The following is a 26,997-nucleotide window of genomic DNA, read 5'->3' on the forward strand; positions in this document are numbered from 1 at the left end:
CATCAACTGTCTTTTTGCTTGAATCCTGCTTACGTCGAGCGCTGATTTTTCGCACAACATCTAACAGAACTCTCACTCCCCTTAAGCGCCGAACTCTTTTTGAAAAGTGTTTTTCGTTCAGGAGAGCCGCGCATTATAGAGATAAAAAAACGCCGGTCAACAGGAAATCAATAAAACTTCCTTTTGCGCCTATCGGAGCGGAACTTGGAGAGCACACGGCCTTGCCCGCGACACTGATGCACTCACCCTTCAGCTTACCGGCGGCCCGCATCGCCCCCCGTAACCCGAGTCACGAGAGGGCCAAGCTTGAGCTCAACTACCCCACTCTCGCACTCACCCAGAACGCTGGCAGCAAACCGCCACTCCTTGGACGCCGGCCGGTAGATCATGCCGGTGCGGACCTCGAAGAGTTCGTCGCGCTGCTTGATGCGTACCGGGCACACCTCGACGACGCGAGCAGTGAATGGTGTGTCGGCCGGGACCCGGAGGTACTTGCTCGGCTCCGAGCCTTGATCGAAGGGACCGTAGGCAACCACGCGAATCGGCACCCGATCGTCCTGAGCTCGCTTCAAGCCCGTGCAATCCTGACTTGGGGGGAAGACCACAGTCCGAGCAGCGCCCACCTGGCGCAAGGGGATACCCAACCAGGCGGGACCGAACTCGAACGCAGCGTCAAACGGCGCCCGCTGCTCGGACTCCTCTCCGGAATAACGCCTCTCCATGGCAACGGCGTTGCCAGCAGCGCCCCTTGGCCGAGCATCTGAATAGGCACCCCCAGTGGAAGCCGGCACAAGCCACACCTCCGCGGCGTGCACGGGCAGCCCCAGGTCGGCCAGCCGTGCCTCGTCGACTGACGCCGGGTAGTCAAATGCACGGCTGTCAAGCAACCATGCCGGCGGCTTGTCGCAATCAATCGGCCGATAGAGCGCCACCTCCACCCTTACCAGACTCATGACCGGGATGGGCGCCTGCGCATGATCGACGGCATCGCCTACCACCATGGGCGCACGCAGGACCTTGTTGATGGCCAGCGGCGTACCCTCGGGCCAGCGCAGATGCATCCGGGGGTCTGCCACCCGGGCGCCTTGCAGCGGATCGGCCAGTTCCAACTCCGCCTCCCTCGATTCGAGCAAGCGATCGCCACAGCCGGCGAGGAGCAGTGCGGCAGCAGCCACCCGGATGATTGTTGTGCCAGCGCGGACATGTCGAGTGCGATGCGTCATGGCTTTTCCATCATGATCCAGATTCGGTCGCGCTCAGGGTCGATTGACCCAACCTCGAGCACGACGTTGCGGATGAGGTCACGCCGCCTTGATGCACAAGCCTGCTTCATCGCCTGGCCAAAGGCATCGGCAGAGCACGCGCGCGCGCTGCACCAGCCACCGTCGAACACGATGTCGCCGTCGCGAAAGGGCACGGCCGGGTCGCTCGCAATGATCTCGGCCTGAGCCGCGATACGGATACCCTGGTAATGACCGTCGATGAAATAGGGCTCGCCCTGAATCGGGCGCTGGATGCGCCCAAGGACCTTGCACAGCTCGGGCGCGGATGTTCTCGCGCGCGACGGATCACGTCTCATCCACCGCTCGATCGAGAGCGGGACATCGCTCGCATCGGGAAGGTCGGCGTGTGCACTTGCAGCGGACTGACGCACTGGCGCCTCTACGACCCCTATCGTCTGCCGCGCACCATCGGTCATGTGACATGCCGCAGGCTCCAGCCGGCACAGTGCAGGATTCTTCAGCCCCTGACTGTCTCGTCGAGCACGCAGATAATCACCAAGTGAAGGGTTGAGCATGGGACGGGGAACGAGATCTGGAGTCGAGTAAGCACGCAGTTCGACCGGCGGTGACGACGTGGCACCCGCTTCAGGCTCGAAACTGACGAGATGACTTCCGTAGTGGCTGAAACGCAGCATGCCGGGCGCGGCCCGAGCCCCCTCATCGAGTGGAAAACCTGGGCGGATTTCATACAGCGCTGCTGGATCGGCCCCATCCGGCCGATCCGGGGAAATCTCGCGCGGCGGGAACACACTGGCGTCTAGGATGATCGGACGACCGTTGTAGCCGTCCCAAGCTACTAGCAGCTTGGCATCATTGCTGGCGACGTAACGCGTGCGCACCAGCACGTCCACAGCCTCGAGCATGGCGCCGGGCGGCAGGAAGGCCCTGCGGGCACGCTCCAGCTCCCGGGCCTTTGCGCATGCGCGCAGGCTCTGCGTTGACGTTCCGGCACATGCTGGGGTCGAGGCCCCCTGCGCAACCCATGCCCGCGGCGCCCAACTTCCTGCGTCGGAATCGTCGGACAGCGCGACGCGATGAAGCGCAGTTGCGCTCATCCCCAGCAGGCTTGAACCAAAAGACACCCAGGCAAACGGACTATCGTGCAGGACCCCCGAGGCCGACGGCGTCAAAGGCGCAGACGGATCGGCCCGATCAAGGTCAACAAGGTAGTAGCCTGGCAAGGGCTGCTGTCGCGTCGAGCGCGTAAGGAACGCAAGCCAGCGCTCGTCTGCGGAAAGGGCTATCGCCCCTTGTTGCATGCTCCACGCGTAGCCATCACGGAGTTGGTCGAGCTGACGCCCGTCCGGCATTGCGATCCGGCGCAGATTTCGCTGGCGCTGATCCCAGACCATCAGGTAGCCGTCGTCGAGCGAGAAAACAGCAAGATTCACCGCGTTGGTGCGATGAGCGCGGACATGCTCCGCCTCCGGAAAGCGCGCCTTGAAGATCATCCTGTTGGCAGCGATGTCCCAGACCTGGAACTCAGTCACCGAGACGTCCTTGTCCTTGGTGAGCACCGCAAGATGAGCGCCGTCTTCGCCGAGCAGCGCGAAACCGTAAGCATCCTCCAGAGTGAAGGCAAGCTCGCCGGACGCCATGCGCCACACATAGCTGTGCACGCGTCGACTGGAGGCCTCGCCCGCCACCGTCCGGCTATGGACCACGGTCTGGCCCAACGGCGCGACAACCGTCCGAAGCAACCCCTGGTCAATCGGGAACAATCGCAAGCGATCGTCGGCGCGCTGTATCAGAGCCTCCGGTAAGCGCGGACTCATCGGCAGCACATTGAGAATACGTCCGTTTGCGGGATCGAGTACGAGCAGATCGTGAAAGCGGAAGCCTTGGATACCACCGCGTGCTTCCACCACGACGAAGTCCTGCACCGGTGCCGACATGGGATCATCGGCGTACCCAGAAAGCGCGAAGCACAGGATCAGCGCTACCCCCAGCACCTTGATGCCGCAAGCCCAGGTGCTTGCCGGGCGCGAGCCATATGCGCGCTCCTCCTCCGATGCAACACCTGCGCCGGCCTTCATCGGAAGAACGCCCGCAGCCAGCTTCCGTTACGCAGCAGTGTCATGATGCGAAACGGGATCGACCCGACCACGAAGACGCTGAACAGCGTCAGCCACGCGCCCCCCTTCCACAAGATGTAGCCGTTGATTCCCCAGAACAGCCAAGCCAGCGAACTGCCAAACAGGAGATAGCACAGTAAGCAGGCAGAACCGGCGACGAACAGCACATAGAAGGTGAACATCACCCTGTCGCGCGCGCGTCCAGCCCCGAGTCGGATCATGAGCAGGGCTACGACGGCCACCACGAGCACGAAAGGCAGCAGGGCGAGCACGTAGGCGAGCAGTTCCACGAGCGCCCCCGCCACGAAGGCCTCGACGCTCGCACTTAAGGGTTCGGCCCATCGCAGCCAGTCGTGATCGCCAAGCCACGCTGGCGCACTGGCGTTGAAACTCGAGACCCAGGTCCGCGGTACGATGCTCGACAGCACCAGCCCCCAGAACAGTGTGTTGAGACACAGCACCAGCAGCGTCAGCATGACACGCCGGCCGGCGCCCATGGGCTCTCCCGCCGACCGCTCACCCCAGCCCTCGAACCGAGCGCACCATAAAGCATGCGCTGCAGTACTCAAGGCACCGAGAGCGATCACCCACTTTGCGTGCGTCACGAGCAGAAAGACAAACGCAAACGGAGACACCAAGGCAATGAGCAGGCTCACGACAAGCTCAAGCACCCCGGCGGCCCTGCTGATGCGCTCGCCGATCGTCGACCGCGCCGATACCCCGAGCATCATCACGCTCGGGTCCGCACGGTGATGCGTCAGCGGTCGGGGTTGTGGCATGCAAGAGCGCCCAGCAGGAGTGCACACGCACCCCGAGAGGAGCGCATCGTCACGTCATTCGCGGTCGCGTCGCCGGCCGCAGCATGGCCAGACCAGACACGATCAGGATGGCATGGAAGTCGACCAATTATAGTCAGACTGGCTGGACGCAGTCTTCGATCTCGACGCGACGCTCATCGATTTGTCGGAGCCTGCCAGAGTTTTTGATCTAGACGCCCTACCGACTGGAGCACAAGGCGCCAGGACGGTCAGTTGTCCAACTGGGCGTCGACAGGCGCGAAACCATAGTACGAACCGTAGGCTGAAGGCTCCGGCGCGTAGGCCGCGACCTTTATTGCGTCGGTCAAGGTCACGGTGTCGGTGAAACCGTCAATGCCCCGCTCGTCCGCCAGCCATGCGGCTTCGACCTGCTGGTCAGACATGCCCTCGAGGCTCAGATTTGCGTTCAAGCGTGCCGACCGGTACTCGAAGGCCGTATCGTGGGCAATGAACAAGGTGTGCTGGCAAGCCGTGATGCGGGTTTCGTCGAGCGGATCGGCGCCCATGACACGCGTACCGCAGAACGGACAGTGAACAGGCGTGTAATAGAACGTTTTGAGTTCGGTGCGTTGTATGAACTGGGACATCGGGATCTCCTTGAGCGCGCTGATGATGTAGCTGCGTGCACCGCACAGCGAAGCTGCAGCGCACGGGCCTTGTTGGTGAGCTCCCCGTTACGGCGAACCCCTTCTGTAACGCAAGGCATTGGCGCCTGTCTTGCCGCCGCTGAATGCGCTTCGGGTTATCGGGTTTCAAAAAGCAAAAGGCCCGGCGCTTGCCGGGCCTTGCGACAGCCTGCGCTTTACGCGCGACGGCTGGGATGCAACTCAGTTGGCGGCGCGAATGTTCGACGCCTGCAGCCCCTTGGGGCCGGTGGTCACGTCGAAGGTGACGCGCTGGCCTTCAGCCAGGGTCTTGAAGCCTTGGCCCTGGATGGCGGAGAAGTGCGCGAACAGGTCGTCACCCCCGGCCTCCGGCGTAATGAAACCAAAGCCCTTCGAATCGTTGAACCACTTTACGGTACCAGCTGCCATGTCTTGAATCTCCTGAAAACGGGGAAAGCCCCCTGGATGGGGCGAGTATCAAGACAGCAAGGTATGACTTGGGGGAATACGGCCGAACGGTGCGACCATGAGACCGCAACCGAAAATCGGATATGCCAACAAACAAACTGCACGACTTGAATATCGCTGGGCCACAGTATGCGCGCATCGGGCCAATAACGACAGCAATTTCTCTACCGATCGTAACCTGTCAGTGCGCTCCCCACCCGCGATGCCGCGCAAGGCGCAAGCGAGAGCACGCTGCCCGCCCCCACCCATGATGCCTTAAATCTCCCCGGACACACCTCCGCACGGGCGTTACAATTGCAGGCTTTCCAGGCCGCAACCGGAGCCTTCGCAATGCCGCTCACCCAGACCGAAAACCTCAACGTCCTCGCCTTCGATCACATGCCGTCGCCGGACGAGATCAAGGCCCGCGTCCCGCTCACCGAGCGCGCTGCTGCGTCGGTGGTCGCCGGGCGCAAGGCGGTGATGGACATCCTCGACCGCAAGGACCCGCGGGTGTTCGTTGTCGTCGGACCGTGCTCGATCCACGACCCGGTGGCCGGCCTCGACTATGCGCGCCGACTCAAGACCCTCGCCGATGAAGTATCCGACACCCTGCTACTGGTAATGCGGGTTTACTTCGAGAAACCGCGCACCTCCACCGGCTGGAAGGGCTTCATCAACGATCCCTTCATGGATGACTCGTTCCGCATCGACGTCGGCATGGAGCGTGCTCGCCAGTTCCTGCTCGACGTTTGCGAGATAGGCCTTCCCACCGCAACCGAGGCGCTCGACCCTATCGCACCGCAGTACTACGGCGATCTCATTTCATGGACCGCCATCGGTGCCCGCACCTCCGAATCCCAGACCCACCGCGAGATGTCATCAGGCCTGTCCACACCGGTCGGTTTCAAGAACGCTACCGACGGTGACCTTGAAGTGGCGATCAACGCCATCATCTCGGCCGCAAGCCCGCACAGCTTCCTCGGCATCAACAGCCAGGGCCAATCGGCCATCACCCGTACCCGCGGCAACCGCTACGGTCATGCAGTGCTGCGCGGCGGCGGCGGACGCCCCAACTACGATTCGGTGTCGATCTCGCTCGCGGAGCAGGCGCTGGCCAAGGCAAAGTTGCCAAAGAACATCGTGGTCGATTGCTCGCATGCCAATTCCTGGAAGAAGCCCGAGTTCCAGCCGCTGGTAATGAAGGACGTGATGCATCAGATTCGAGAAGGTAACGAGTCGGTGGTCGGACTCATGATCGAGAGCAACATCGAAGCCGGCAACCAGCCGATTCCAGCCGACCTGTCGCAGCTCAAGTATGGCTGCTCGGTGACCGACGCTTGCGTGAGCTGGAACACCACCGAGGACATGATCCGCAACGCCGCTGCCGTGCTGCGCGAGGTGCTGCCGGCTGTGGAGCGGCGCGCATGAACCTGGTCGTGCTGGCTGCCGACGTCGATAGCGTCGCGCTGAAGAACGTCGCCAAGCTCACCGAAACGCGCGAAATCCAGCAGATCACCCCGCGCTCGTTCCGCTTGCTCGGCGCCCGGCCGCACGAAGGTCTGGTCACGGCTTGTGCCGAGGGCGGACTGGACCATGTGTGGCTCCCCGAAGGCCGCCGGCTGGGCGACTTCGGCCTTTTCGTCACCGACATGGATTCGACGCTGATCAACATCGAGTGCATCGACGAGATCGCTGACATGCAGGGCCTCAAGCGCGAAGTGGCCACGATTACCGAGGCCGCGATGCAGGGCGAGATCGACTTTCGCGAATCGCTGACGCGCCGCGTAGCACTGCTCGCCGGACTCGACGAGCGCGCACTGGCCGAGGTGTTCGATCACCGCCTGCAGCTCAACCCCGGCGCCGAGCGCCTGCTGCAGGGACTGCAGCGCGCGGGCATCCGCAGCATGCTGGTGTCGGGCGGATTCACCTACTTCACCGAGCGCCTCAAGCAGCGTCTCGGCTTCGACTACGCTTACGCCAACGAACTGGAAGTGATCGACGGCAAGCTGACTGGAAAGGTGATCGGCGACGTCGTCGATGGCGAGGCCAAGGCAAACCATCTGGTACGCATGCGTGACGAACTTGGCCTGAAACCTGAGCAGGTGATTGCAGCTGGGGATGGCGCCAACGACATTCCCATGTTGCGCGCGGCAGGCTTTGGCGTTGCATTCCATGCCAAGCCTGTACTACGTGACGTAGCCCACTGCTGCCTTGACCACTCCGGGCTGGACGGCATCCTCGACCTGTTCGGCAACGACGTGGGTTGATCATCCGGAGCAGCCTGCGCTCAGGCGGGCGCAGGCTGCTCCGCCAAGCGCCCGGCCTGCATGCGCAACACACGCCCGCAGCGGCGAGCCAGGGATTCGTCATGCGTGACCAGGATCAGGGTGGTGCCAGCCTCGCGGTTGAGGCGGAACATCAGTTCGATCACCGATTGTCCGGTTTCCGCGTCGAGATTGCCGGTCGGCTCATCGGCCAGCAGCACCCGAGGATTGGGCGCAAAAGCACGTGCCAGTGCCACGCGCTGCTGCTCTCCCCCTGAAAGATGCTTGGGATAATGACGCAGCCGGCCACCCAGACCCACCCGTTCCAGCCACTGCGAAGCGACCGTTCGAGCATCGGCAACGCCGGCAAGCTCGAGCGGCAGCATCACGTTCTCCAGCGCCGTGAGCGCGGGCAAGAGCTGAAAGGACTGGAACACGAAGCCGATCGATTCGCCTCGCAAGGCCGCCCGCGCATCCTCATCGAGCGCAAACAGATCGGTACCCTGCAGCCGCACCGTGCCGCACACGGGAACATCCAGGCCGGCGAGCAATCCCAGCAGCGTCGATTTGCCCGAGCCGGACGCGCCGACAATGGCGACCGACTCCCCCGCCCCCACCGCGAAACTCACGTCCTGCAGAATGTGCAGATCGCCCTGGCCATCAGCCAGCCGCACCTGCTTGGACAGGCCATCGACCTCGATGACCGGACTGGAGAGCTCAATGCCGCTACGATCCATCGCAACCTTCTTCGTCATGTTGTTGTTCACCGCCATGGCCCACGCCGCACCCTCCATCCTGGTCTGGGGCGACAGCCTGTCGGCCGGCTACGGCCTCAAGCCTGGCGAGGACTGGCCCGCCTTGTTGCAGACGCGTCTGCGACAGGAAGGGTTCCTGCACGAGGTCGTCAATGGCAGTGTATCGGGTGAAACCTCTGCGGGCGGACGCACGCGCCTGCCCGCAGCGCTGGCGCGCCACCGGCCGACCATCCTCATCCTCGAGCTTGGTGCCAACGATGGACTGCGCGGGCTGCGCCCGCAACTCATGGGCGACAACCTGCGGGCGATGATCGCCGACGCGCGCACGGCAGGCGCACGCGTGCTGCTCGTCGGCATGCAGATGCCGCCCAACTATGGCGCAGCCTACACCCGCCGCTTCGCCCAGACCTACGTCGACGTCGCCGCCGACACCAAGGTGCCACTGATACCCTTCCTGCTCGAAGGTTTCGCCGACCGCCCCGAAATGTTCCTGGCGGACGGCATTCACCCGAGCGCCGAGGCACAGCCTCTGATCCTCGATACCGTCTGGAAGGATCTTGCGCCAATCCTGCAGTAAGGCCGCTCAGGCCACTTGCACTCGGACGGCACCCGCCGCCATGGTACCGATGACGGTACCGGGCACCCCCTGCTCGGCACAAATGGCCGACTGCACGGCATCCACCGCGTTCGGCGCGCAGGCAACGAGCAAGCCGCCCGAGGTCTGTGGGTCGGTAATCAGCTTGCGCTGCCACTCGGGTGCGTCGGCAGCCAGATCGATGCTGTCGCCGTAGCTCGCCCAGTTGCGTGCAGACGCGCCCGTGGCCGTGCCCGCCTGGACCAGCACCAATGCTTCCGCAATCACCGGCAGCGCATCGAAGCGCAGCATGGCGCCAAGCTTGGCACCGCGGCACATCTCCAAAAGGTGGCCGGCAAGGCCAAAGCCGGTCACGTCGGTCACCGCGTGTACGCCATCGATATCGGCCATGCGCGCACCGGCCCGGTTGAGCGTGGTCGTCCAGCGCAACATCTCGGTGTAGCCCTCTGCCGACAGCGTGCCCTTCTTGAGACCTGCAGACAGGATACCGATACCGAGCGGCTTCGACAGGATCAACACGTCGCCTGCCCGTGCGCCGGCATTGGTGCGCACCCGCGCCGGGTCAACCACACCAAGGCCCACCAGGCCGTAGATCGGCTCGAGCACATCGATCGAATGCCCGCCGGCGATCGGGATGCCCGCCTGGCGACACACCTCGGCCCCGCCCTGCAGGATCTCGCCGATCACCGCGCGCGGCAGCTTGTCGAGCGGCATGCCGACGACGGCCAGCGCGAACAGCGGCGTCGCACCCATCGCATACACGTCGGAAAGCGCATTGGTGGCGGCGATGCGACCGAAGTCGCGCGGATTGTCGACGATTGGGGTGAAGAAGTCAGTGGTGGCAACGATCGCCTGGCGCTCGTTCAGTCTATAAACCGCGGCGTCGTCTGCGGTGTCGGTACCGACCAACAGGTCGGCGGGCACGACACCGGCAGGCATCGCAGCCAACAGTTCGGTGAGTACGCCGGGCGCGATTTTGCAGCCGCAACCGCCACCGTGGGAGAATTGGGTCAGTTTGATTTCATTCATGTTCAGTGAGGAGTGACGGCAGGCCGGTGCGCGCACCGGATGGAGCCGCATCAACCATGCAAAAAGGCGTCGCGACCGTAGCACAGCTGTCCGGGTTTGACGAGATCATCGACGCCCGCACGCCGGCCGAGTTTGCAGAGGACCACCTGCCCGGCGCAGTCAACCTGCCGGTGCTCGACAACGAGCAACGCATCATCGTCGGTACGATGTACAAGCAGCAATCCGCTTTCGAAGCGCGGCGTGTCGGCGGTGCGATGGTGGCCGCCAACATCGCGCATCATCTACAAACCGCACTATGCGACAAGCCGCGTAGCTGGCGCCCGCTCATCTACTGCTGGCGCGGTGGCCAGCGCAGCGGCTCATTCACCACCTGGCTGCGCATGGTGGGCTGGGATGCCTGCCAGCTTCAGGGGGGCTACAAGGCCTTTCGCCACCACGTCATCGCCGGTATCGAGCAGATTGCGCCAGGGCTCGATCTGCGCGTCGTCTGCGGCCCCACCGGCAGCGCCAAGACACGCGTACTCGAGGCCCTTGCCACGCTTGGCGCGCAAACACTAGATCTGGAAGATCTCGCTGCCCACAAAGGATCGGTACTGGGCGCCCTGCCCAACCGCCCGCAGCCTGCGCAGAAGCACTTTGAGACGATGCTGCATGCTCAACTCGTCACGCTGAACCTGGCACGCCCGGTGTACATCGAAGCCGAGAGCCGCAGGATCGGCATGGTGTTCGTACCCGAGCCGCTGATCATGCGCATGCGTGCCGCGCCTTGCATCATGATCGACGCGACGCGGGACGCCCGCCTCGAGTTCCTCATCCGCGACTATGCCTACCTGGGCGACGACGTGGCCGGCCTGCAACGCAGCCTGCAAAGGCTGCGCGAACTGCAGAGCCGCGACACACTGGCACGCTGGCATGCACTCGCCGACGCGCATGCCCTGCCGGCGCTGTTCGGCGAACTCATGGACCTGCACTACGACCCGCTCTACCGCCGCTCGCAGAACGGCAACTACCTGCGCTACGCGGACGCCCCCAGCCTGCACACCGACGACCTGAGCCCGGCCGGAATACACACACTGGCCCGGCGCATCCTGGAGCTCGGCTGAACATGGGGCACGGCTTCGGATCGGACGCCGGGGCCCGAGCCCATGTTCAGGCCGCAGGCAGCTGCGGCTCGACCTTACCGCGGATCGCACATATGCGCTGAACCACTGCGGGGCGTGCGCCCTGCACTTCGCCCTGTTCAAAGGCAACCAAGGTCCAGTCGCCCTCGAGACGGTCGATGAGCTCCATGGGTTGGAGCAGGAAGTCGGCCCGCGACGGTTTGCCGAAGCGCTCGTTGCCCGCCATGAAGGTTTCATAGATCAGGACGTCGCCTTGCCCCAGCAGAGCAAGCATGTCCGCAAAGCGCGGTCGGTACAGATAATTGGTCACGACCACCCCCCGATAGCGCTCGCCGGCCAGCGGCCAGTCGGCCCCCTCCAGGTCGAGTACGCGCGTCCGGATGCCGGGGATGTCCCGCAAGGCCTCCAGCGCAAGGGAATCGCGATCGACAGCAGCCACCTCGTAGCCCGCGCTTGCCAGCCAGCGCGCATGGCGACCATTGCCGCAGGCGTAGTCGAGCACACGCGAACCGGCGGGGATCAGTGGGGCAAAACGCAGCACCCAGGGCGACGGGAGCGCAAGGCCGGGATGGGCGTGAGTGTTCGAGGTGGAGAGAGACATGTCTTGGTCCTGCCGGGGTTGTCGTGCGCGTTGACCGGACGCAATTCTATGCGCTGTTGATCCGGTACCGGTGGCGCGAAGTCGATCTGTGATATACAGGAAGTCGCCCACGAGCGCATGCCCGGGGCACCCCTGCCTACCACGATCGTGCTTCCGTGACTGCCCGACCGCAAGACCGCGAATCGCCCCCCGAGGCCCCCACCGAGTCGCCGGCCCCAGCTCGCCCGCCCATTACTGGAATCTCAGCGCCAGCGGACGACAGCGCACACTGGCTCGAGATGCTGCAGTCGGTGAAGCAGGTGCTGTTCCGCACCGACAATATCGGTCAGCTGACCTTTCTCAACGACTTCTGGAAGGTGCTATCCGGCTTCGCGATCGAACAAAGCCTCTGCCGCCCGCTCGCCGACTTCCTGCACCCGGACGATTGCCAGCGGGCGCGTGCGGCATTCGCCGAACTGCTCGACGGCCAGCGCCAGGAATGGGCCGACGAGCTGCGGCTGCGCACCCACGGCGGCGAGATCCGCTGGATCGCGATCAATGCACGCCGGCCGAGTGCGGGCAGCGGATCGCCGAGCTGGATAGCCGGCACCCTGGATGACATCTCTGCGCGCAAGATCGCGGAGATGACCCTGCGCAACCTCAACCTCGAACTCGAAGCCCGGGTGCGAGCGCGAACCGCCGAGCTCGAGGCCGCGAACCGTGAGCTGGAAGCCTTCTCCTACTCCGTGTCGCACGACCTGCGCGCACCGTTGCGAGCGATCGACGGTTTTGCCCGCATCCTTTACGAGGACGCCGCTGACCGGCTCGAGGCGCACCAGCGCGAGCAGCTTGGGCGCATCCGCAAGGCCGCCGAGCGCATGGCCATCCTCATCGATGCACTGATCGGGCTGGCAACGGTGGCTCGCCAGCCACTCAAGCGCCAGCAGGTTGACCTGTCGGCACTGGCCGAATCGGTCATTCAGGAGCTCCATGCCGAGGACCCGGAACGCAGGGTCGAAGTCGAGATCACCCGGGATCTGAGCGTGAATGCAGACCCTGGACTGATGCACGTCATGCTCGACAACCTGCTCCGCAACGCCTGGAAGTTCACACGCGACACCCGTATGCCGCGCATTGCCTTTCTTGCTCGCCAGGAGGGTACACGCACGGTGTACTGTGTCGAGGATAACGGTGCCGGGCTCGACATGCGCTATGCGAACCGGCTCTTCGAACCCTTCTCCCGCCTGCACACCACGGAATCGTTCCCCGGAACGGGCATCGGCCTTGCCACGGTCAAGCGCATCGTCACTCGTCATGATGGCCGGATTTGGGTGGAGTCCCGCCCAGGCGAGGGAGCGCGCTTCCATTTCACCCTGAGCCATTGAGTGAATCGAGGCAATGCGGGCTAAAACGGAACCAGTTCGCAAAAAGCAACAAGCCGACGAAGCGACTTTTGTGCACCGCAGTATAATGCCCGCAGACTCCAGGCTGACGCGCCTTGCCGCGCCCTCGGAGCGGATGCCGCACACCAGACCCTGACCTCTCCCCCTATTCCATCCCCAGGTTTCCATCATGAAAGAGAAACACTACCTGACACCGCTGCTGGAGCCACGCTCGGTAGGCATCATCGGCGCCAGCGAACGCGAGGCGTCGCTCGGCAGCGTGCTGATGCGCAACATGCTCGAAGCCGGCTACAAGGGCAAACTGTTCGCGATCAACCCCAAGCACGACAAAGTGCATGGGGTTGCCTGCTACAAATCGGTGGAGGACGTGCCGCAACGACTCGATCTCGTCGTAATTGCGGTGCGTGCCGAGAAGGCGCCCGCAATCATGGAGAGCTGTGGGCGGGCCGGCGCCAAAGCGGTAATCATCCTGTCGGCAGGCTTCTCCGAGGCCGGACCGCGCGGCGCACTGCTCGAACGCCAGGTGATCGATGCTGCTCAACGTCACAAAATCCGTCTGCTTGGCCCCAACTGTCTGGGCGTGATGCGCCCGCAACTCGGCGTCAATGCCACCTTTGCCCATGCCAGCGCACTCAAGGGCAGCATTGGCCTGATCTCGCAATCGGGTGCGCTATGCGCGGCGATTCTCGACTGGGCAAAGCCGAACAACGTCGGTTTCTCGTCGGTCGTCTCCCTGGGGTCTTCCTCGGACATCGATTTCGGCGAGGTGCTCGAGTACATGATCTCGGACCCGCGTACCGAGAGCATCTTTCTCTACGTCGAGGGCATCCGCGACCCACGCCGCTTCATGAGCGCCCTGCGCGGCGCGGCGCGAGTGAAACCTGTGCTGCTGATCAAGGCTGGCCGCCACCCCGAGGCGTCGAACGCCATCCTGTCACACACCGGCGCCCCCATCGGTGACGACGCCATCTTCGACGCGGCACTTCGTCGCGCCGGTGTCATCCGCCTGTACAACCTCGGCCAGCTCTTCGCCGCCGCCAATGCCCTGTTCTCGCACTTCCGCCCGCGCGGCAACCGTCTGGCGATCATCACCAACGGCGGTGGCCCCGGCGTGATGGCGGCCGACCGCGCGCTCGACATCGGCATCCCGCTGTCCCAGTTCTCCGAAGGCACGATGGAGAAGCTCAATGCAGCGCTGCCTGCGAGCTGGTCGCGTGGCAACCCGGTGGACATCCTTGGCGACGCCGACCCGGAGCGCTACGGCAAGGCGCTCAAGGCAGTACTCGAAGGCCCCAACGTCGATGGCGTGCTGGTCATGCTGACCCCACAGGCAATGAGCAACCCGACGGGCGTGGCCGAGGTCATCATCGAACTGGAAAAAACCGCAGACAAGCCTGTTGTCGCATGCTGGATGGGCGAGGACCTCGTCGGCGAGGCACGCCAGAAGTTCAGCGCGGCGGGCATCCCGCACTTCCGCACTCCCGAGCCGGCGGTCGAGCTGTTCAGTCACATCTCGGCCTACTACCAGAACCAGAAATTGCTGATGCAGACGCCGTCCTCGCTGTCGGACCTGCCCGCACCGTCGATCGAGAGCGCACGCCTGGTCATCGAGATGGCGCTCAACGAGCGCCGCAAGAAGCTGAACGAGATGGAGTCGAAGGCGCTGCTCGCCGCCTTCCGCATCCCCATCGCGCAGACCGTGGTCGCGCGCTCGGCGGCCGAGGCCATGGTGCTGTCGGCCGAGATCGGGCTACCAGTGGTCATGAAGATCGATTCGCCAAACGTCAAGCACAAGTCGGACGTCGGCGGCGTACGCCTGAACATCCGCAGCCTGGCTGCGGTGCGCTCGACTTACCAGGAGATCCTGGACGAAGTGAAGCGCGCACAGCCCGAAGCGGTGATCAACGGCATCGCGATCGAACCGATGATCCAGAAACGCAACGGCCGCGAACTGGTGGTTGGCGTCAAGCGCGACCCCGTGTTCGGCCCCGCGATCAGCTTTGGCGAGGGCGGCAACCTGGTGGAAGCCAACCGCGACATCGCAGTGGCCCTGCCCCCGCTCAACAGCTTCCTGGTCCGCGACATGATCCGCTCCACGCGCATCGCGTCACGCCTGGGCGAGTTCCGCAACATGCCTGCAGTGGACATGGATGCGCTCGAACTCGTGCTGCTGCGCGTATCGGAGATGGTCTGCGAATTGCCGTGGATCACAGAGATGGAGATCAACCCGCTCATCGTCGATGAGAACGGTGTGGTGGCGGTCGACGCCAGCATCAGCGTGGAAAACGTATCGCCGACGGCGGATCGCTATGACCACATGGCGATCCACCCCTACCCGTCGCACCTCATCAGCACCTGGACCGTGCCGGACGGGACGACGGTGACCATCCGCCCGATCAAGCCCGAGGATGCCGAACTCGAAGTCGAGTTCGTGCGCGGTCTATCGGCCGAGACCAAGTACTACCGCTTCATGAACACGATGCGGGAGCTGCCGCCGGCGATGGTTGCGCGCCTGACACAGATCGACTACGACCGCGAGATGGCCTTCGTCGCCACGCTGATGGTCGAAGGCGTCGAGAAGGAAATCGGTGTGTGCCGCTACGCGGTCAACCCGGATGGCGAATCCTGCGAGTTTGCCGTGGTGGTCGCCGATGACTGGCAGCACCGCGGCCTGGCTCGCAAGTTGATGGGTGTGCTCATCGAGACCGCACGCAGCCGAGGCATCCAGTACATGAATGGCGTCTTCCTCGCCAATAACGAACGCATGCTCAAGTTCGTGCAGAAGCTTGGCTTCGTGCTCAGCAACGACCCTGAGGACAGTTCGGTCAAGCTCGGCGTACTGCCGCTTCAGGACTGAACGATGAAAGCCGGCATCGAGCACATCGACTTTCATGGTCTGCCCGCGCTGAGCCTGAGCACGCGTGCAGGCGCCCGCGCGGTCGTCAGCCTGTTTGGCGGCCAGGTCCTGTCATGGACACCACCAGGCGGCGGCGAGCGCATCTACCTGAGCCCCACGGCGGTCCTGGATGGCCACACGCCGATCCGTGGCGGCATACCCGTATGCTTTCCTCAGTTTGCCACGCAAGGCGCGCTGCCACGCCACGGTTTTGCACGCAATGCCATATGGCAGGTAGAGACCGAACGCAGCGATGACGACTTTGCCCTCGTTACGCTCGGCTTGCGCGATGATGTTGCCAGCCGAGCGCTGTGGCCGCACGCATTCCACGTCGAGTTGGGCATCCTGGTTGAAGACAGCCGCCTGGACATCGAGATCGAGATCGAGAATACCGGCGATGCGGCCTTCGAGTTCACCGCAGCGCTACACACCTACCTCGCAGTGCGCGAGGTCGAAGAATCCCGCCTGGAGGGGCTGCACGGCCACATGTTCCACGACATGAACGCTGACGGGCAGGTGGTGCGGGAAAGTGGCGACGTTGTGCTGGTCGAAGGCGAGGTCGATCGTATCTATCGCGACGTCAAGCGCCCCTTGCTGCTGCGTGAGTATGACCGCAGCCTGGGCATCAACACCGAAGGCTTCCCCGATGTCGTGGTATGGAACCCCTGGGAGGAGCGCAGTGCGGCGCTTCCCGACATGCCGAACGACGGCTTCCGCCGCATGCTTTGCGTCGAGGCCGCAGCGGCAGTCGCCCCGGTGACGCTGCCTGCGGGCAAGATCTGGCTCGGCAGGCAGACCCTGGTCGCGCTCTGATCAGCGCGGGGCGCCATCCACAATGGCGGCGCCCCTCAAGCCCCGGACGAGCGGCCACGAGAATGCGCAGGCCGCCAAAGTGAACGCACAAATGCAAAAAGAGGCCTGAGCCTCTTTTTGCATTTGTGCGTCGCTGAATCAACGACGCACAAGGATATCTGGAGCGGGAAACGAGTCTCGAACTCGCGACCTCAACCTTGGCAAGGTTGCGCTCTACCAACTGAGCTATTCCCGCTTTAACGACAGGGCGCAAATTATAGCAACTTTGCAACCACATCGCAACACTACAAAACTACTTTTTACTACTGGAGGCGCGACTCGGAATCGAACCGGGGTACACGGCTTTGCAGGCCGCTGCATAACCACTCTGCCATCGCGCCACGACCATTTTGGCCGGCTGCCCCTGGCCTCAGCCCGGAGCCGCCTTCCAGACCAAGCAAAGCGCTTGGCCTACGAATACTTGGAGCGGGAAACGAGTCTCGAACTCGCGACCTCAACCTTGGCAAGGTTGCGCTCTACCAACTGAGCTATTCCCGCTCGGGAAAGACCGCCATTATAGGCAAGTTTTTTAATTCGTCAACCGCAATCACAAAATTAGTTCGTGTTCGTTGCATTCACTGGCGTAACGCAACACTCAGTCACCGCCCTTATCAAGCAACAAAGGCATCGCCCGGTGCAAGTAGTAACCCATCGACCACAGGGTGAGGCCTGCTGCGACATAGATGAGGATGGTACCAACCAGCACCATGTCGATGCCAAGCACTGGGGCATTGAACAGCAGCATGGGGATCGCCGCCATCTGCGCCGCAGTCTTGAGTTTGCCGACAAAGGCCACGGCAACACTTGCCGATTGCCCAACCCTTGCCATCCACTCGCGCAGTGCCGAGATCGTTATTTCGCGGCCGATGATGACCACTGCAATAAGCGCATCTACGCGCGACAGTTGCACAAGGAGGATCAACGCCGCCGCCACCATCAGCTTGTCCGCAACCGGATCGAGAAAGGCACCGAAAGCCGAGGTCTGCCCAAGGGCGCGGGCAAGGTAGCCGTCGAACCAGTCTGTGACGGCGGCAACCACGAAGATGATCGTGGCGATCAGGTTCTTGGTCTCGACCGACAACGCCCCGTCGGACAAATAGAAGACGCCGACGAAGACCGGGATGAGAACGATGCGCGCCCAGGTCAGCGCGTTTGGGATGTTGAGCGGCATGCCGGGGGGCGTTTCGCATGAGGAAAGGGGACGCGCAGTATATCAGCCCCACTCAAGCCGATGCCCCGGACGGGGTCACCTGGATCGCCGGGCAGGCATCAAGGCTTGAGCGGCTCCCAGCCAGGGTGGTCGTATTCACGCCCGTAGTAGTTGAGTGTTTCAACCACTCGCATCAATCCCAGCCGCTTGGCCGGCGCGCGCGGCGCATCGCGCATCAACTGCACGCCATCGGTAATGTCGCCGAGCAGCCACTGGAGATGACGGCCTGCCCTGTTGTGAAAGTCACGTCCCGCACTGATGGCCTGCACCTGCTGTTCGATCTTTGCGGCCAGTGCGACGTAGTCCGCTTCCGCGACTGGCTGCCCGCCCTCCATGCCCTGTGCGAGCAGAGCGCGCAGATCAAGCATGCCGGCGCGCAGGCGCTCATCGGCCGGACGGGGAATCTCGTCGGCCGGGGTACTCAGGCGCGGCGCCGCACGCGAGTCGGAATCCGCGTATACCGGCGCAGGCCCCGCAAACCCGAGGCCGACCACCACTGCAAGCATGGGTAGGAACTGCATGCTGACTCTCCAGGAGGAATAGAATTGCGTCCATGCTATCGACTTCGTCCGCCGTACTGCTTGAACTGGATCAAGTTCATTCAGCCGCATGAGGCGATACTCGATATTCACGGTAGCGGCGGCTGCGCTCGCACCACCGCAACACGCTGCTTGAGCGCATCGGCGTACAGCAGCAAGCTACCGTGTGCCCACTGCCCGACGTGGATCACATCCGCCCAGCCGGCATCGTCAGGCAGCAGCTGGGGCAGGACGTTGGGTCGATCGAGCAACCGCGCCTCATCGAGCATGTTGCCCTCCAGCCTGGGGAACAGGGCGAAGTACAGCAGGTCGCCTTCGATGAGCTCGTTCAGGAAGTGCGTCCCGAGTGAGACATCGGGGATCAGTTTGTCGTGCATGGCCACGATCTCGCACAGTGCGGCGATGTGGTTGATCTCCGAGAACAGCACCGGTATGCCGAGAAACGGATCGCGTGATCCCCAGCGCCCGGGGCCCAGCATCAGTACGCAGCGTCCTGCTGCAAGCCCATTGAGCCGGCCGATCACCCGCGTGACGGCAAGGCGCTGCGACTGGTTGAGTACCCCGAACGCGGCGGGCCTGACGTGAATGACCCAATCCGGCTGGATGACTCGACTCGGGCCGATCACCGCACCACGGGCGCACACAAGTTGCTCTGCCTCCGCCGGAGGCTCCGCATCGGCCACTCCTTCTACACTGCGGACCTGCATCGGCCGGCACTGGAGCAGGTTGACACGGTAGCTGCCATCGGCGAGCACATTGAGGGCGAACTCTGTCTCCACGGGATGTGCATAAGCGGCATGCAGCGTTGCCAGCAGCGCTCGCAGATCAGCGACAAAGGGCGTGCGTGCAATCAGACCATCAAAGGTCAGGAAAGGCGGACGCCCCGGTTCCTCGCGGGTTGTGAACAGATCGAAGGGGAACCCTTCCTGGCCCCTGACCAGGTCGGCAAAGACACCCGAGACGACGGCATTGCGCTCGAGATCGAGCGTATCCATGCGCCTTTGTGCATGGCGGGCGATCGCGCCGAAGTTTGTCTCCGGGCGGAGCTCCGGCGCGTTCAGCGCCACCAGCCGGGTATAGTCGTCATCCGAGCGATCCACTGCACGCGTACCCAAGCCTGCAACCAGCCTTACCACGCCTGCCCTCATGTCGATCTGCGGGTTCCATGGATAGGGATTGACCGACAGCCCCACCCCTGCCGCGTGCGGATGGAAGTAACGGCCGCCGGCCGTTCCCGAGACGCGCATGATCAGCAAGGCCATCTGCTCGTGTTCGTCGAGCAGGCCGCGGCGCTTGCGGTAGCGCAGTGCCTGCTCGGACAGGCTGCTCGCATAGACAGCCCTCACCGCGTCGAGCAGATCGGCGAGCCGCCGTTCGCGCGTACCCTGATTGACGCAGAACACGCTGTCGTACTGTCCCGCGAAGGCATTGCCATAGCGGTCTTCAAGGCGCGAGCTGGAGCGCACGATGAAAGGCCACTCGCCGAAGTAGTCCAGCATGGCCTCGAACTGGCGCAAGGTGCTATCCGGGAAAGTCCCCTTCAGGATGCGCTGGCGCGCACCCTGCTCGCCGTCCAGCCCCTGCAGGAAGCCCGCATCCTCGCGCTGGCGCCGCCGCACCCACCACAGCCCATTGCTGACGAAGAAGGTGTCGAACACCTCGGTGCCGACATAGAAGGAGTCGTGCGCCTCCATTCGCGCGTGCAGCGCGGGGGCATCGCGGCGCAGCACCGCGCGCGCAACCAGCATGCCCGCGGCCTTGCCGCCGATCGTACCGATACCAATCATGCGCGCGCGGACGGCGATCAGATCCTCGAGGCCAAGGTAGCGCGCGATCAGCCCCTGCAGACCTGGTTCGTCGGGAAACAGCATGCACGCAAGACGTGCGAACGCTTCGGCCTCTGCGGCTGTGTCCGGCACACCGGCTTCGCGCAGGGCGACGAGTGTGCGCGCAGCGTCGAACAAATGCTGCCAGTGGCTTCGGATCTGCTCGTCCTCGAGCCCCGGCCAGCCCGACCCGGCGAGGATCTCAGCGACGGTGCCGCTGTCGGCTACTGGACGGAAATGGTCGCCCGCGTCCCAGGCGTGGATCAGGTTCATCACCGCCGCGGAACGGTGCTGCACCTTGATCGGCCGAACATAGAGCCGGTCGCGGCAACGGAAGACGTCGAGCAGGTACTGCGTGGTTTCGGTGATCATGCCCATGCCCGCGCGTGCATGGCGGTGCCGCAGCACGGCGAAGTAGGTCACTGTATCCAGATCGAACAGGCGCGGGCAGGTAAGTCTGAAGAAATTGCCCATCATGCGATCAGACTGCCAGGCATCTGCCAGTTCCGACAGGCAATCGAAGATGTACATCGTCTCGGGTCCGGCCGCCTCGATCACCGAGTGCACCTGATCGACGAAGGCGTCGAAACCCGCCGCGGGCTGCGGATAGTGAATCTCCGCCCCGCTCCCTGCATCGAGCAAGGCGCGATGGGACGCGAAGCGAAAATAGACCAGACGCCGACACTGCGCCCGCGCGGCATACGCATAGGGCATCACCAGCGCCTGGTAGTCGTCGAGCGACTGGACCTGCCAGACGATGTTGTCACCACGCGCCACCCCACTGATGACGGCATCGAGTGAGCTCAGGCCGGTGGTGGGAGTGAACTCGGCGGACTGGGAAACAGGGTGCGGCGTCATGAGGCCCCCCGGCAGCGAGTAAGAGAAGCCGGCGCGAAGAAGGGAACTTCATCCGGCGTGGACAGACCCAGACGCGATGGTATTCCTTTGTCCAGCCCACGGCTGCAGACACCTCCCGCCGGACTAGCCCAGACAAGCGCGTATACTGCGCGCCCCACTAAGGATCGAACCGATGCTCCGTATGAAACCGACCGCCCGCATTGCCCTGACTGCCCTGTTTGCGCTGAGCCTGACGGCGTGTTCGCAGAAGGTCGAGGATACCCACCCGGACCAGCCCGTTACCAAGCGCCAGGAAGCCTTCAAGGCGATGCTGCGGACCTTCGAGCCGATGGGCACGATGCTGCGTACCGAGCGCTTCGACGCCGACGCATTCGCGCGCCTCGCGCAGCAGTTGAACACCCTGCGCGACCAGCCCTGGGCACACTTCGGCGCGGACACGAACTACCCGCCAACCAAGGCCAAAGCCGCCGTGTGGCAGAAGCCAGACGAGTTCGAAGCCAAGCGAGTGCGTTTCTTTGAAGCAACGGATGCCTTGCTGGCAGCGGCCGAGCGCCGCACCCAGGCCGACGCCCGCAGCGCATACGAGGCGGTTCAGAACAGTTGCAAGGCCTGCCACAACGACTTCCGCCGCTGACACCACCAGCGCACGAAGGCTGCCACGGCGAAGCGAGCGCGAGGGAAAAGGCGAAGCGGGCCCGCGGATTCAGTCGTGGCGACACTGCCGGGGGTGGATCGCTGAGGGGGACGATCGTACAGTTTTCACGATGCGGCCCCGCTTCGCAGGTCACTTAAAAGCAAGCATCATGCCAAAACTTTGAATTCTTTCGATTCAAACACTTGCACGATCGACCGGCTCGTTTGAGCTGACACAGCACTGCCTAAATCTGCAGATCTACCGCCACCAATGACAGAAGTGGCAGCATCTGGCAGCGGCAACCTCCTGCGTGCCTCACGCGAGCGTGGCTGCTCCATGATCAACCAGACCCAGTTCCTTGAGCCGTCGATACAGGGTGCGCTCGCTTATTCCGAGGCGTGCTGCAAGCTCACGACGGCTGCCGCGGTGGCTGCGCACCGCCCGCAGTAGCGCCTGGCGCTGAACTTCGAGCAGATCCAGCACGGGCGCCGTAGGCTCGATAGCGGATTCGCGATCCGAGGCCCCTGCCCCAGTCAGATCCAGGTCCACCTCCGGATACAGTAGATCCTCTGCCAGGTGCTCGAGCCCGATGGTTTCGCCGTCGCACATCAGGCTGGCCCGCTCGAGCACGTTGCGCAGTTCTCGCACGTTGCCCGGAAAGGGGTAGCGCGCAAGTGCCTGCAACGCGGCCGCAGAGAGCGCCAGACGGCGGTTAGGTGCCACGCGCTCGAGCAATGACGCGATCAGCAGCGGCAGATCCCCTTCGCGCTCGCGCAGCGCCGGAACCCGAATCGGGAAGGTGTTGATGCGGAAATACAGATCCTGACGGAAGCCGCCCTCCACGATCATGCGCTTGAGCGGCCTGTGCGTTGCCGACACCAAGCGAATATCGGCCCGGCGCAATTCGGTGGAGCCGACACGACGATAGGTGCCGGTCTCGAGCAGGCGTAGCAGCTTCACCTGCATGCCGAGGGGAATGTCGCCGACCTCGTCCAGGAAAAGTGTCCCACCACTCGCCGCCTCAACCAGGCCGGGCTTGCGTGCGCTGGCACCGGTGAACGCCCCGCGTTCGTGGCCGAAGACCTCACTCTCGAACAAGGTCTCTGGCAGGCCGGAACAATCGACCACCACGAAGGGACGGTCGGCGCGCCGACTCGCCTCATGAACCGCGCTGGCAAGGAGCTCCTTGCCCGTACCCGACTCGCCCTGTAGCAGCACACTGGCGTCAGAAGGCGCAACCCGCGCAATGAGCTCCAGCATGCGTTGGAACGCGGCCGAGCGGCCGATCAGGCCGCGATGATCAGAAACGCCGCGCGCAACATGCATTGGCTCCATCTTCTCGATGAACCAGGCAATCTCACCACCGGCGTCGCGCACCGGCGAAAGTTCAATGTTGACGTACTCCTCTCCGCGCGGCGTGTGATGAAGGTGCAACACGCGCTCGCGCTGCCCAGAACTCAGGCTGCGCGCCAGCGGGCAGGACTCGCCAGCACGGTCACAGGGTACGCTGTAGCGGTGAGAAACCTCGTAGCAGGTCCGCCCCACGACGCTGGCACCATCCGCGCATGAACGCCGGTAAGCCTCGTTGGCGGCAATGATGCGGTAATCACGGTCGCACAGAATGTGCGGTTCAGGCAGCGTCTCCAGAAATGAGACCAGCTCAGGCAGCGGGCGCGAATCGTGTGGCATGACTGTCACCAATGGCAGATGTCTGCCGAAAGTCTGCCGGCTGCGTGCCCTGACGGTCAATGATCACGATCGAAGGCGCGCAAGCTCATGTAGCCCCCTCCCCGCTGCGACACCGATACCCCTTCTAACAGTAAGTATTTCCTTATATAGTCATGTTTAGAACTATTCGAGTCCCTGGACCCCACGGAGATGAAGGAGGAACACATGAGACAAACGGCATCTGACAAACCCGACGAGCGGCCTTGCGACAGCACACGGCGTCGGCTGCTATTCGGCGCCTCTGCCCTGCCGTTTGTGGCAGGCTTGGGCTTGACCGTCCCCGCAGGGAAAGCGGGTGCAAGCATCAAGACCAGCGCACGCATCGTGATCGCCGGCAGCGGCTTGGCTGGCATCGCCGTGGCGAACCGCCTCGCCCGCGAACTGGACGGCGCCAGCATCACCATTGTCGACCGCAAGGAAGTTCACAACTACCAGCCTGGCTACACCTTGGTCGCCACTGGCGTATGGCCGGTTGACAAGGTCATCGACCGCAACAGCGATCTCCAGCCCCGTGGCATCGAGTGGGTGAAGGAGATGGTCGCCGAGTTCGACCCCGACGCCAATGCCGTGGTCACCGACAGCGGCCGCCGCATCGGCTACGATTACCTCATCGTCGCCACTGGCGTCCACCTCGACTACAGCCAGATCGAGGGCATGGACGTAGACGCGATCGGCCGCAACGGCCTGACCAGCGTTTATCCGAGCTCGGACGCTGCCGTGGCAACCTGGAAGGCGATGGACGAATTCAGGCGCAAGGGCGGCAAGGCCTTGATGACCTTGCCTGCCACCCCGATCAAGTGCGCCGGGGCGCCGCTCAAGACGACCTTCATGCTGGTCGACCGCCTGCGCCAGGCAGGTACGCTGGCGTCGTCCGAGGTGTCCTTCCATTCAGCCCTTGGCGTCGTCTTCAGCGTGCCCAAGATCAACGACAAGGTGCTGGCGGACTGGGCTGCACAGAACGTCGAAGTGGTCTTCAACAGCAAGCTCGTCGGCGTCGACATCGCCGCCCGCCGCGCCACCCTGGTCACGCCGGATGGCCAGCGCGTCGAGGAAGACTACGACTTCATTCACGTCGTGCCGCCCATGCGTGCGCCGGACGCGGTCAAGAACAGTCCGCTCGCCTGGCAGGAGGGCAACTTCGCCGCTGGCGGCTGGCTTGAGGTCGACCGCCAGACCCTGCGCCATCGGCGCTACCCGAACGTCTTCGGCCTCGGCGACATCAACGGCACACCGCGCGGCAAGACCGCCGCCACCGTCAAGAAGAGCGTGCCGATGGTCACCCAGAACCTGATCGACGTCATCGCCGGTCGCGAGCCCTCGCAGCTGTTCGACGGCTACACCTCGTGCCCGATGATCCTGCGCGAGGGCTCGGCGATGCTCATCGAGTTCGACTACGACGGCAAGCTCACCCCATCGCTACCGATGATCGACCCCATGCAGGAGAGCTACTTCGCCTGGGTCATGAAATATCGCCTGCTCAAGCCCGCCTACATGGCGGTCGCCAAGGGCCGGGTCTGAAGGGAGACGAGACATGTACGAAATCTGGTTGACGCTGAATATCCTGTTCGAACTCGGGCTGATGTACCTGCCGGTGGTGGTGGGCACCGCCGCACTGTGGCTGGTGCTCATGGTGGTCGCCGCCCGCCGCGGCAAGCCGGCCTGGTGCAAGGCCATCAAGCCCGCGATCGTGGTCGGCCTCGTTGTCACCGCGATCACGTTTGCGATCACCCCCGGGCTGACGCAATCGTCCTTTGCCAACGTGAGCTACTGGGTGGACTGGGGTAACCTGCTGCTTTATGCCGCCTCCTTCGGCGCCGTCGGTGCGGCACTTGCCTGGCCGCTGGCGGCGACGATGTGCCGGCAGGCCTGACCCAGCCGCAAGGCACCGAACGCAGGCTGGGCCCGGCACCGAGGGCGCGACTGCGCTAAACTCCGTGCGCTCGCGGGGCGCCCCGATGCGGCGCCCCGGCTGAACAACATCACGGAGAAACGAATGAGCCTTCTGGCCCAACTCAAGAAGGATTCCCTGCTCGCACGCAAGGCCGCCGACGGCGTGCGCGCCACCCTGCTGAGCACCCTCATCGGCGAAGCCGAAATGGTCGGCAAGAACGCCGGAAACCGCGAAAGCAGCGACGACGAAGTCCAGCAGACGATCCGCAAGTTCCTCAAGAACAACCAGGAAGCACTGGGCGTGATCAAGGATGCGGGCCGCCGCGCAGTGCTCGAGCAGGAGTCCGCCATCCTCACCGCCTATCTGCCGCCGATGGCAACCGAGGAGGAGGTGAAGGCCTTCATCGCCGACACCGTCGCCGGTCTGGCCGAGCGCAGCCCCAAGCAGATGGGCGTGGTGATGGGCGCGCTGAAGGCAAAGTACGGCAGCGGCTTCGACGCCAAGCAAGCCAACGCCTGGGTGAAGGCCGCACTCGGCTGACGCCGCTCCCGGCCGGCGCCGCGCCCGCCTGTCGCCGGGGGCCGCAGCCTGCGATCAGGCTGCCTCGTATAGGCGCCCCTGCCAGCTTCCCCGCCGCGCCAGCTCGGCGCTGAGCCGTGGCGCCAGTTCGGCCAGCCGCATGTTCCACTGCGGGGCAAGCTTGAGCGCAGGCGGTACCTCGCTACCCAGGCGTTGCAACATGATGTGCGGCGCCAACCGCTCCACGAAATCGGCCAGCAGCTCGATGTACGCCTCCTCGTCCAGCAGGGGTACGGAGGCGGGATCCCGCTGCCAGTCGCGTGCCATCGCCGTGCCGCGCACCAGCTGCAGTTGGTGCAGTTTCAAGGCTGCCAGCGGCAGCACGGATAGCCGCCGCGCCGCATCGAGCATGCCCGTGCGGGTCTCTCCGGGCAGGCCAAGGATCAGGTGGGCGGTGCTCTCCAGGCCGCGCGCAGCGGCGCGGCGGATGGCGTCCTCGCTGCAGGCGAAGTCGTGACCGCGGTTGACCCGCCGAAGCGCCTCGTCGTCGCAGGACTCGACACCGATCTCCAGCTCCACGATATGCTCGCGCGCAAGTTCAGCCAGGTAGTCGAGCACCGCCTCCGGCAGGCAATCCGGCCGCGTGCCGATCGCCAGTCCGCTGATGCGCGGATGCGCGAGCGCCTCCTCATATACCGCTTTCAAGCGTTCGAACTCACCATAGGTGTTGGTGTAGCTCTGGAAATAGGCGATGAAACGCACGCTGTCGGGATAGCGCCGGTCCAGAAAGCGCAGCCCGGTGTCGATCTGCGCATGGATCGAATCGCGGCGATCGAGATAGCCGGGGGTGAATCCGGCATTGTTGCAAAAGGTGCAGCCGCCCTGCCCCAGGGTGCCGTCGCGGTTCGGGCAGGTGAAGCCGGCGGCCACCGACACCTTCTGCACGCGCCCGCCGTAGCGCCGCTTCACATGGTCATTCCAGGCGTTGTAGCGGCGCCCACCGAAGGGCGAGCTGATCTCGGTAGCAACGGATGCGGCGGCGAGGTGCATGGGTACGGCCTGGGCG

24 protein-coding genes and 3 tRNA genes are annotated in these 26,997 nt (G+C 64.0%); 11 read left to right on the forward strand and 16 right to left on the reverse strand.

The window, feature by feature from the left end:
- Positions 1 to 254 precede the first annotated feature (254 nt).
- The 5 genes from LQF09_RS11015 to LQF09_RS11035 form a co-directional block, all read right to left on the reverse strand.
- Positions 255 to 1,223, reverse strand: coding sequence for a hypothetical protein (locus LQF09_RS11015; RefSeq protein WP_002929949.1), 969 nt, complete (start codon positions 1,221 to 1,223; stop codon positions 255 to 257).
- Positions 1,220 to 3,319: a hypothetical protein gene (locus LQF09_RS11020; protein WP_270067969.1), complete on the reverse strand. Its 2,100-nt coding sequence runs from the start codon at positions 3,317 to 3,319 to the stop codon at positions 1,220 to 1,222. The genes LQF09_RS11015 and LQF09_RS11020 overlap by 4 nt, the downstream gene beginning before the upstream one ends.
- The gene (locus LQF09_RS11025; RefSeq protein WP_270067970.1) at positions 3,316 to 4,137 is read right to left on the reverse strand and encodes a hypothetical protein; all 822 of its coding nucleotides are present in this window, start codon (positions 4,135 to 4,137) and stop codon (positions 3,316 to 3,318) included. The genes LQF09_RS11020 and LQF09_RS11025 overlap by 4 nt, the downstream gene beginning before the upstream one ends.
- A gap of 248 nt (positions 4,138 to 4,385) precedes the next feature.
- Complete coding sequence (locus tag LQF09_RS11030) at positions 4,386 to 4,763, reverse strand: hypothetical protein (RefSeq protein ID WP_002929956.1); 378 nt, start codon at positions 4,761 to 4,763, stop codon at positions 4,386 to 4,388.
- Between the two features lie 240 nt (positions 4,764 to 5,003).
- On the reverse strand, positions 5,004 to 5,210 hold the full coding sequence (locus tag LQF09_RS11035) for a cold-shock protein (RefSeq protein WP_002929959.1): 207 nt from the start codon (positions 5,208 to 5,210) through the stop codon (positions 5,004 to 5,006).
- Between the two features lie 369 nt (positions 5,211 to 5,579).
- Between LQF09_RS11035 and LQF09_RS11040 the strand changes: the two genes are divergently transcribed.
- Both LQF09_RS11040 and serB read left to right on the forward strand, forming a co-directional pair.
- Positions 5,580 to 6,659, forward strand: a complete 1,080-nt coding sequence (locus LQF09_RS11040; RefSeq protein ID WP_002929962.1) for a 3-deoxy-7-phosphoheptulonate synthase — start codon at positions 5,580 to 5,582, stop codon at positions 6,657 to 6,659.
- Positions 6,656 to 7,498: a phosphoserine phosphatase SerB gene (gene serB, locus LQF09_RS11045; protein ID WP_002929964.1), complete on the forward strand. Its 843-nt coding sequence runs from the start codon at positions 6,656 to 6,658 to the stop codon at positions 7,496 to 7,498. The genes LQF09_RS11040 and serB overlap by 4 nt, the downstream gene beginning before the upstream one ends.
- Before the next feature lie 20 nt (positions 7,499 to 7,518).
- On the opposite strand, the gene LQF09_RS11050 is transcribed toward serB, so the two are convergent.
- Positions 7,519 to 8,232, reverse strand: coding sequence for an ABC transporter ATP-binding protein (locus LQF09_RS11050; protein ID WP_198291800.1), 714 nt, complete (start codon positions 8,230 to 8,232; stop codon positions 7,519 to 7,521).
- Here LQF09_RS11050 and LQF09_RS11055 point away from each other — a divergent pair.
- Positions 8,216 to 8,827 carry an arylesterase gene (locus tag LQF09_RS11055; protein WP_051018570.1) on the forward strand — a complete coding sequence of 204 codons (612 nt, stop codon included), beginning with the start codon at positions 8,216 to 8,218 and terminating at the stop codon, positions 8,825 to 8,827. The two genes, LQF09_RS11050 and LQF09_RS11055, sit on opposite strands and share 17 nt — an antisense overlap.
- Positions 8,828 to 8,833: 6 nt before the next feature.
- On the opposite strand, the gene selD is transcribed toward LQF09_RS11055, so the two are convergent.
- Positions 8,834 to 9,874 (reverse strand): selenide, water dikinase SelD, encoded by a 1,041-nt coding sequence (gene selD, locus LQF09_RS11060; protein ID WP_270067971.1) that lies wholly within the window; start codon positions 9,872 to 9,874, stop codon positions 8,834 to 8,836.
- A gap of 56 nt (positions 9,875 to 9,930) precedes the next feature.
- On the opposite strand from selD, the gene mnmH reads away from it, so the two are divergent.
- Complete coding sequence (mnmH, locus tag LQF09_RS11065; protein ID WP_270067972.1) at positions 9,931 to 10,977, forward strand: tRNA 2-selenouridine(34) synthase MnmH; 1,047 nt, start codon at positions 9,931 to 9,933, stop codon at positions 10,975 to 10,977.
- A gap of 46 nt (positions 10,978 to 11,023) precedes the next feature.
- Here the strand turns inward: mnmH and LQF09_RS11070 are convergent, their stop codons facing one another.
- Positions 11,024 to 11,596: a class I SAM-dependent methyltransferase gene (locus tag LQF09_RS11070; protein ID WP_270067973.1), complete on the reverse strand. Its 573-nt coding sequence runs from the start codon at positions 11,594 to 11,596 to the stop codon at positions 11,024 to 11,026.
- A 155-nt stretch (positions 11,597 to 11,751) separates the two neighbouring features.
- Between LQF09_RS11070 and LQF09_RS11075 the strand changes: the two genes are divergently transcribed.
- The 3 genes from LQF09_RS11075 to LQF09_RS11085 all read left to right on the forward strand — a co-directional run bounded on the left by LQF09_RS11075 (position 11,752) and on the right by LQF09_RS11085 (position 16,687).
- Positions 11,752 to 12,960: a sensor histidine kinase gene (locus LQF09_RS11075; RefSeq protein ID WP_232431619.1), complete on the forward strand. Its 1,209-nt coding sequence runs from the start codon at positions 11,752 to 11,754 to the stop codon at positions 12,958 to 12,960.
- A gap of 187 nt (positions 12,961 to 13,147) precedes the next feature.
- Positions 13,148 to 15,835 (forward strand): bifunctional acetate--CoA ligase family protein/GNAT family N-acetyltransferase, encoded by a 2,688-nt coding sequence (locus LQF09_RS11080; protein ID WP_002929979.1) that lies wholly within the window; start codon positions 13,148 to 13,150, stop codon positions 15,833 to 15,835.
- 3 nt (positions 15,836 to 15,838) lie between these two features.
- The gene (locus tag LQF09_RS11085; RefSeq protein ID WP_002929980.1) at positions 15,839 to 16,687 is read left to right on the forward strand and encodes a D-hexose-6-phosphate mutarotase; all 849 of its coding nucleotides are present in this window, start codon (positions 15,839 to 15,841) and stop codon (positions 16,685 to 16,687) included.
- Between the two features lie 159 nt (positions 16,688 to 16,846).
- Here the strand turns inward: LQF09_RS11085 and LQF09_RS11090 are convergent.
- From LQF09_RS11090 to LQF09_RS11115, 6 genes are all read right to left on the reverse strand, one after another.
- Positions 16,847 to 16,922, reverse strand: a tRNA-Gly gene (locus LQF09_RS11090).
- A 71-nt stretch (positions 16,923 to 16,993) separates the two neighbouring features.
- Positions 16,994 to 17,067: transfer RNA gene (locus tag LQF09_RS11095), tRNA-Cys, on the reverse strand.
- Positions 17,068 to 17,148: 81 nt separating this feature from the next.
- Positions 17,149 to 17,224 (reverse strand) — tRNA-Gly (locus LQF09_RS11100).
- 97 nt (positions 17,225 to 17,321) lie between these two features.
- Complete coding sequence (pgsA, locus tag LQF09_RS11105; protein WP_002929982.1) at positions 17,322 to 17,897, reverse strand: CDP-diacylglycerol--glycerol-3-phosphate 3-phosphatidyltransferase; 576 nt, start codon at positions 17,895 to 17,897, stop codon at positions 17,322 to 17,324.
- A 98-nt stretch (positions 17,898 to 17,995) separates the two neighbouring features.
- Positions 17,996 to 18,457, reverse strand: a complete 462-nt coding sequence (locus tag LQF09_RS11110; protein ID WP_002929983.1) for a hypothetical protein — start codon at positions 18,455 to 18,457, stop codon at positions 17,996 to 17,998.
- 107 nt (positions 18,458 to 18,564) lie between these two features.
- Positions 18,565 to 21,159, reverse strand: coding sequence for a PEP/pyruvate-binding domain-containing protein (locus LQF09_RS11115; RefSeq protein WP_270067974.1), 2,595 nt, complete (start codon positions 21,157 to 21,159; stop codon positions 18,565 to 18,567).
- A 172-nt stretch (positions 21,160 to 21,331) separates the two neighbouring features.
- Between LQF09_RS11115 and LQF09_RS11120 the strand changes: the two genes are divergently transcribed.
- On the forward strand, positions 21,332 to 21,793 hold the full coding sequence (locus LQF09_RS11120; RefSeq protein WP_270067975.1) for a c-type cytochrome: 462 nt from the start codon (positions 21,332 to 21,334) through the stop codon (positions 21,791 to 21,793).
- Positions 21,794 to 22,108: 315 nt separating this feature from the next.
- On the opposite strand, the gene LQF09_RS11125 is transcribed toward LQF09_RS11120, so the two are convergent.
- Positions 22,109 to 23,482 (reverse strand): sigma-54 interaction domain-containing protein, encoded by a 1,374-nt coding sequence (locus tag LQF09_RS11125; protein WP_270067976.1) that lies wholly within the window; start codon positions 23,480 to 23,482, stop codon positions 22,109 to 22,111.
- A 309-nt stretch (positions 23,483 to 23,791) separates the two neighbouring features.
- On the opposite strand from LQF09_RS11125, the gene LQF09_RS11130 reads away from it, so the two are divergent.
- The 3 genes from LQF09_RS11130 (at position 23,792) to LQF09_RS11140 (ending at position 25,952) form a co-directional block, all read left to right on the forward strand.
- Entirely contained in the window at positions 23,792 to 25,039 is a 1,248-nt protein-coding gene (locus LQF09_RS11130) for an NAD(P)/FAD-dependent oxidoreductase (RefSeq protein ID WP_002929987.1), read from the forward strand.
- A 13-nt stretch (positions 25,040 to 25,052) separates the two neighbouring features.
- A complete protein-coding gene (locus LQF09_RS11135) occupies positions 25,053 to 25,391 on the forward strand; it encodes a hypothetical protein (RefSeq protein WP_002929988.1) in 339 nt (112 codons plus the stop codon).
- 123 nt (positions 25,392 to 25,514) lie between these two features.
- Positions 25,515 to 25,952 carry a GatB/YqeY domain-containing protein gene (locus LQF09_RS11140; RefSeq protein ID WP_002929989.1) on the forward strand — a complete coding sequence of 146 codons (438 nt, stop codon included), beginning with the start codon at positions 25,515 to 25,517 and terminating at the stop codon, positions 25,950 to 25,952.
- 54 nt (positions 25,953 to 26,006) lie between these two features.
- Here the strand turns inward: LQF09_RS11140 and LQF09_RS11145 are convergent, their stop codons facing one another.
- Positions 26,007 to 26,981: a TIGR01212 family radical SAM protein gene (locus LQF09_RS11145; protein WP_270067977.1), complete on the reverse strand. Its 975-nt coding sequence runs from the start codon at positions 26,979 to 26,981 to the stop codon at positions 26,007 to 26,009.
- Between the last annotated feature and the right edge of the window lie 16 nt (positions 26,982 to 26,997).

The sequence above is a fragment of the Thauera sp. WB-2 genome, assembly GCF_027594845.1.
Lineage (GTDB): Bacteria > Pseudomonadota > Gammaproteobacteria > Burkholderiales > Rhodocyclaceae > Thauera > Thauera mechernichensis.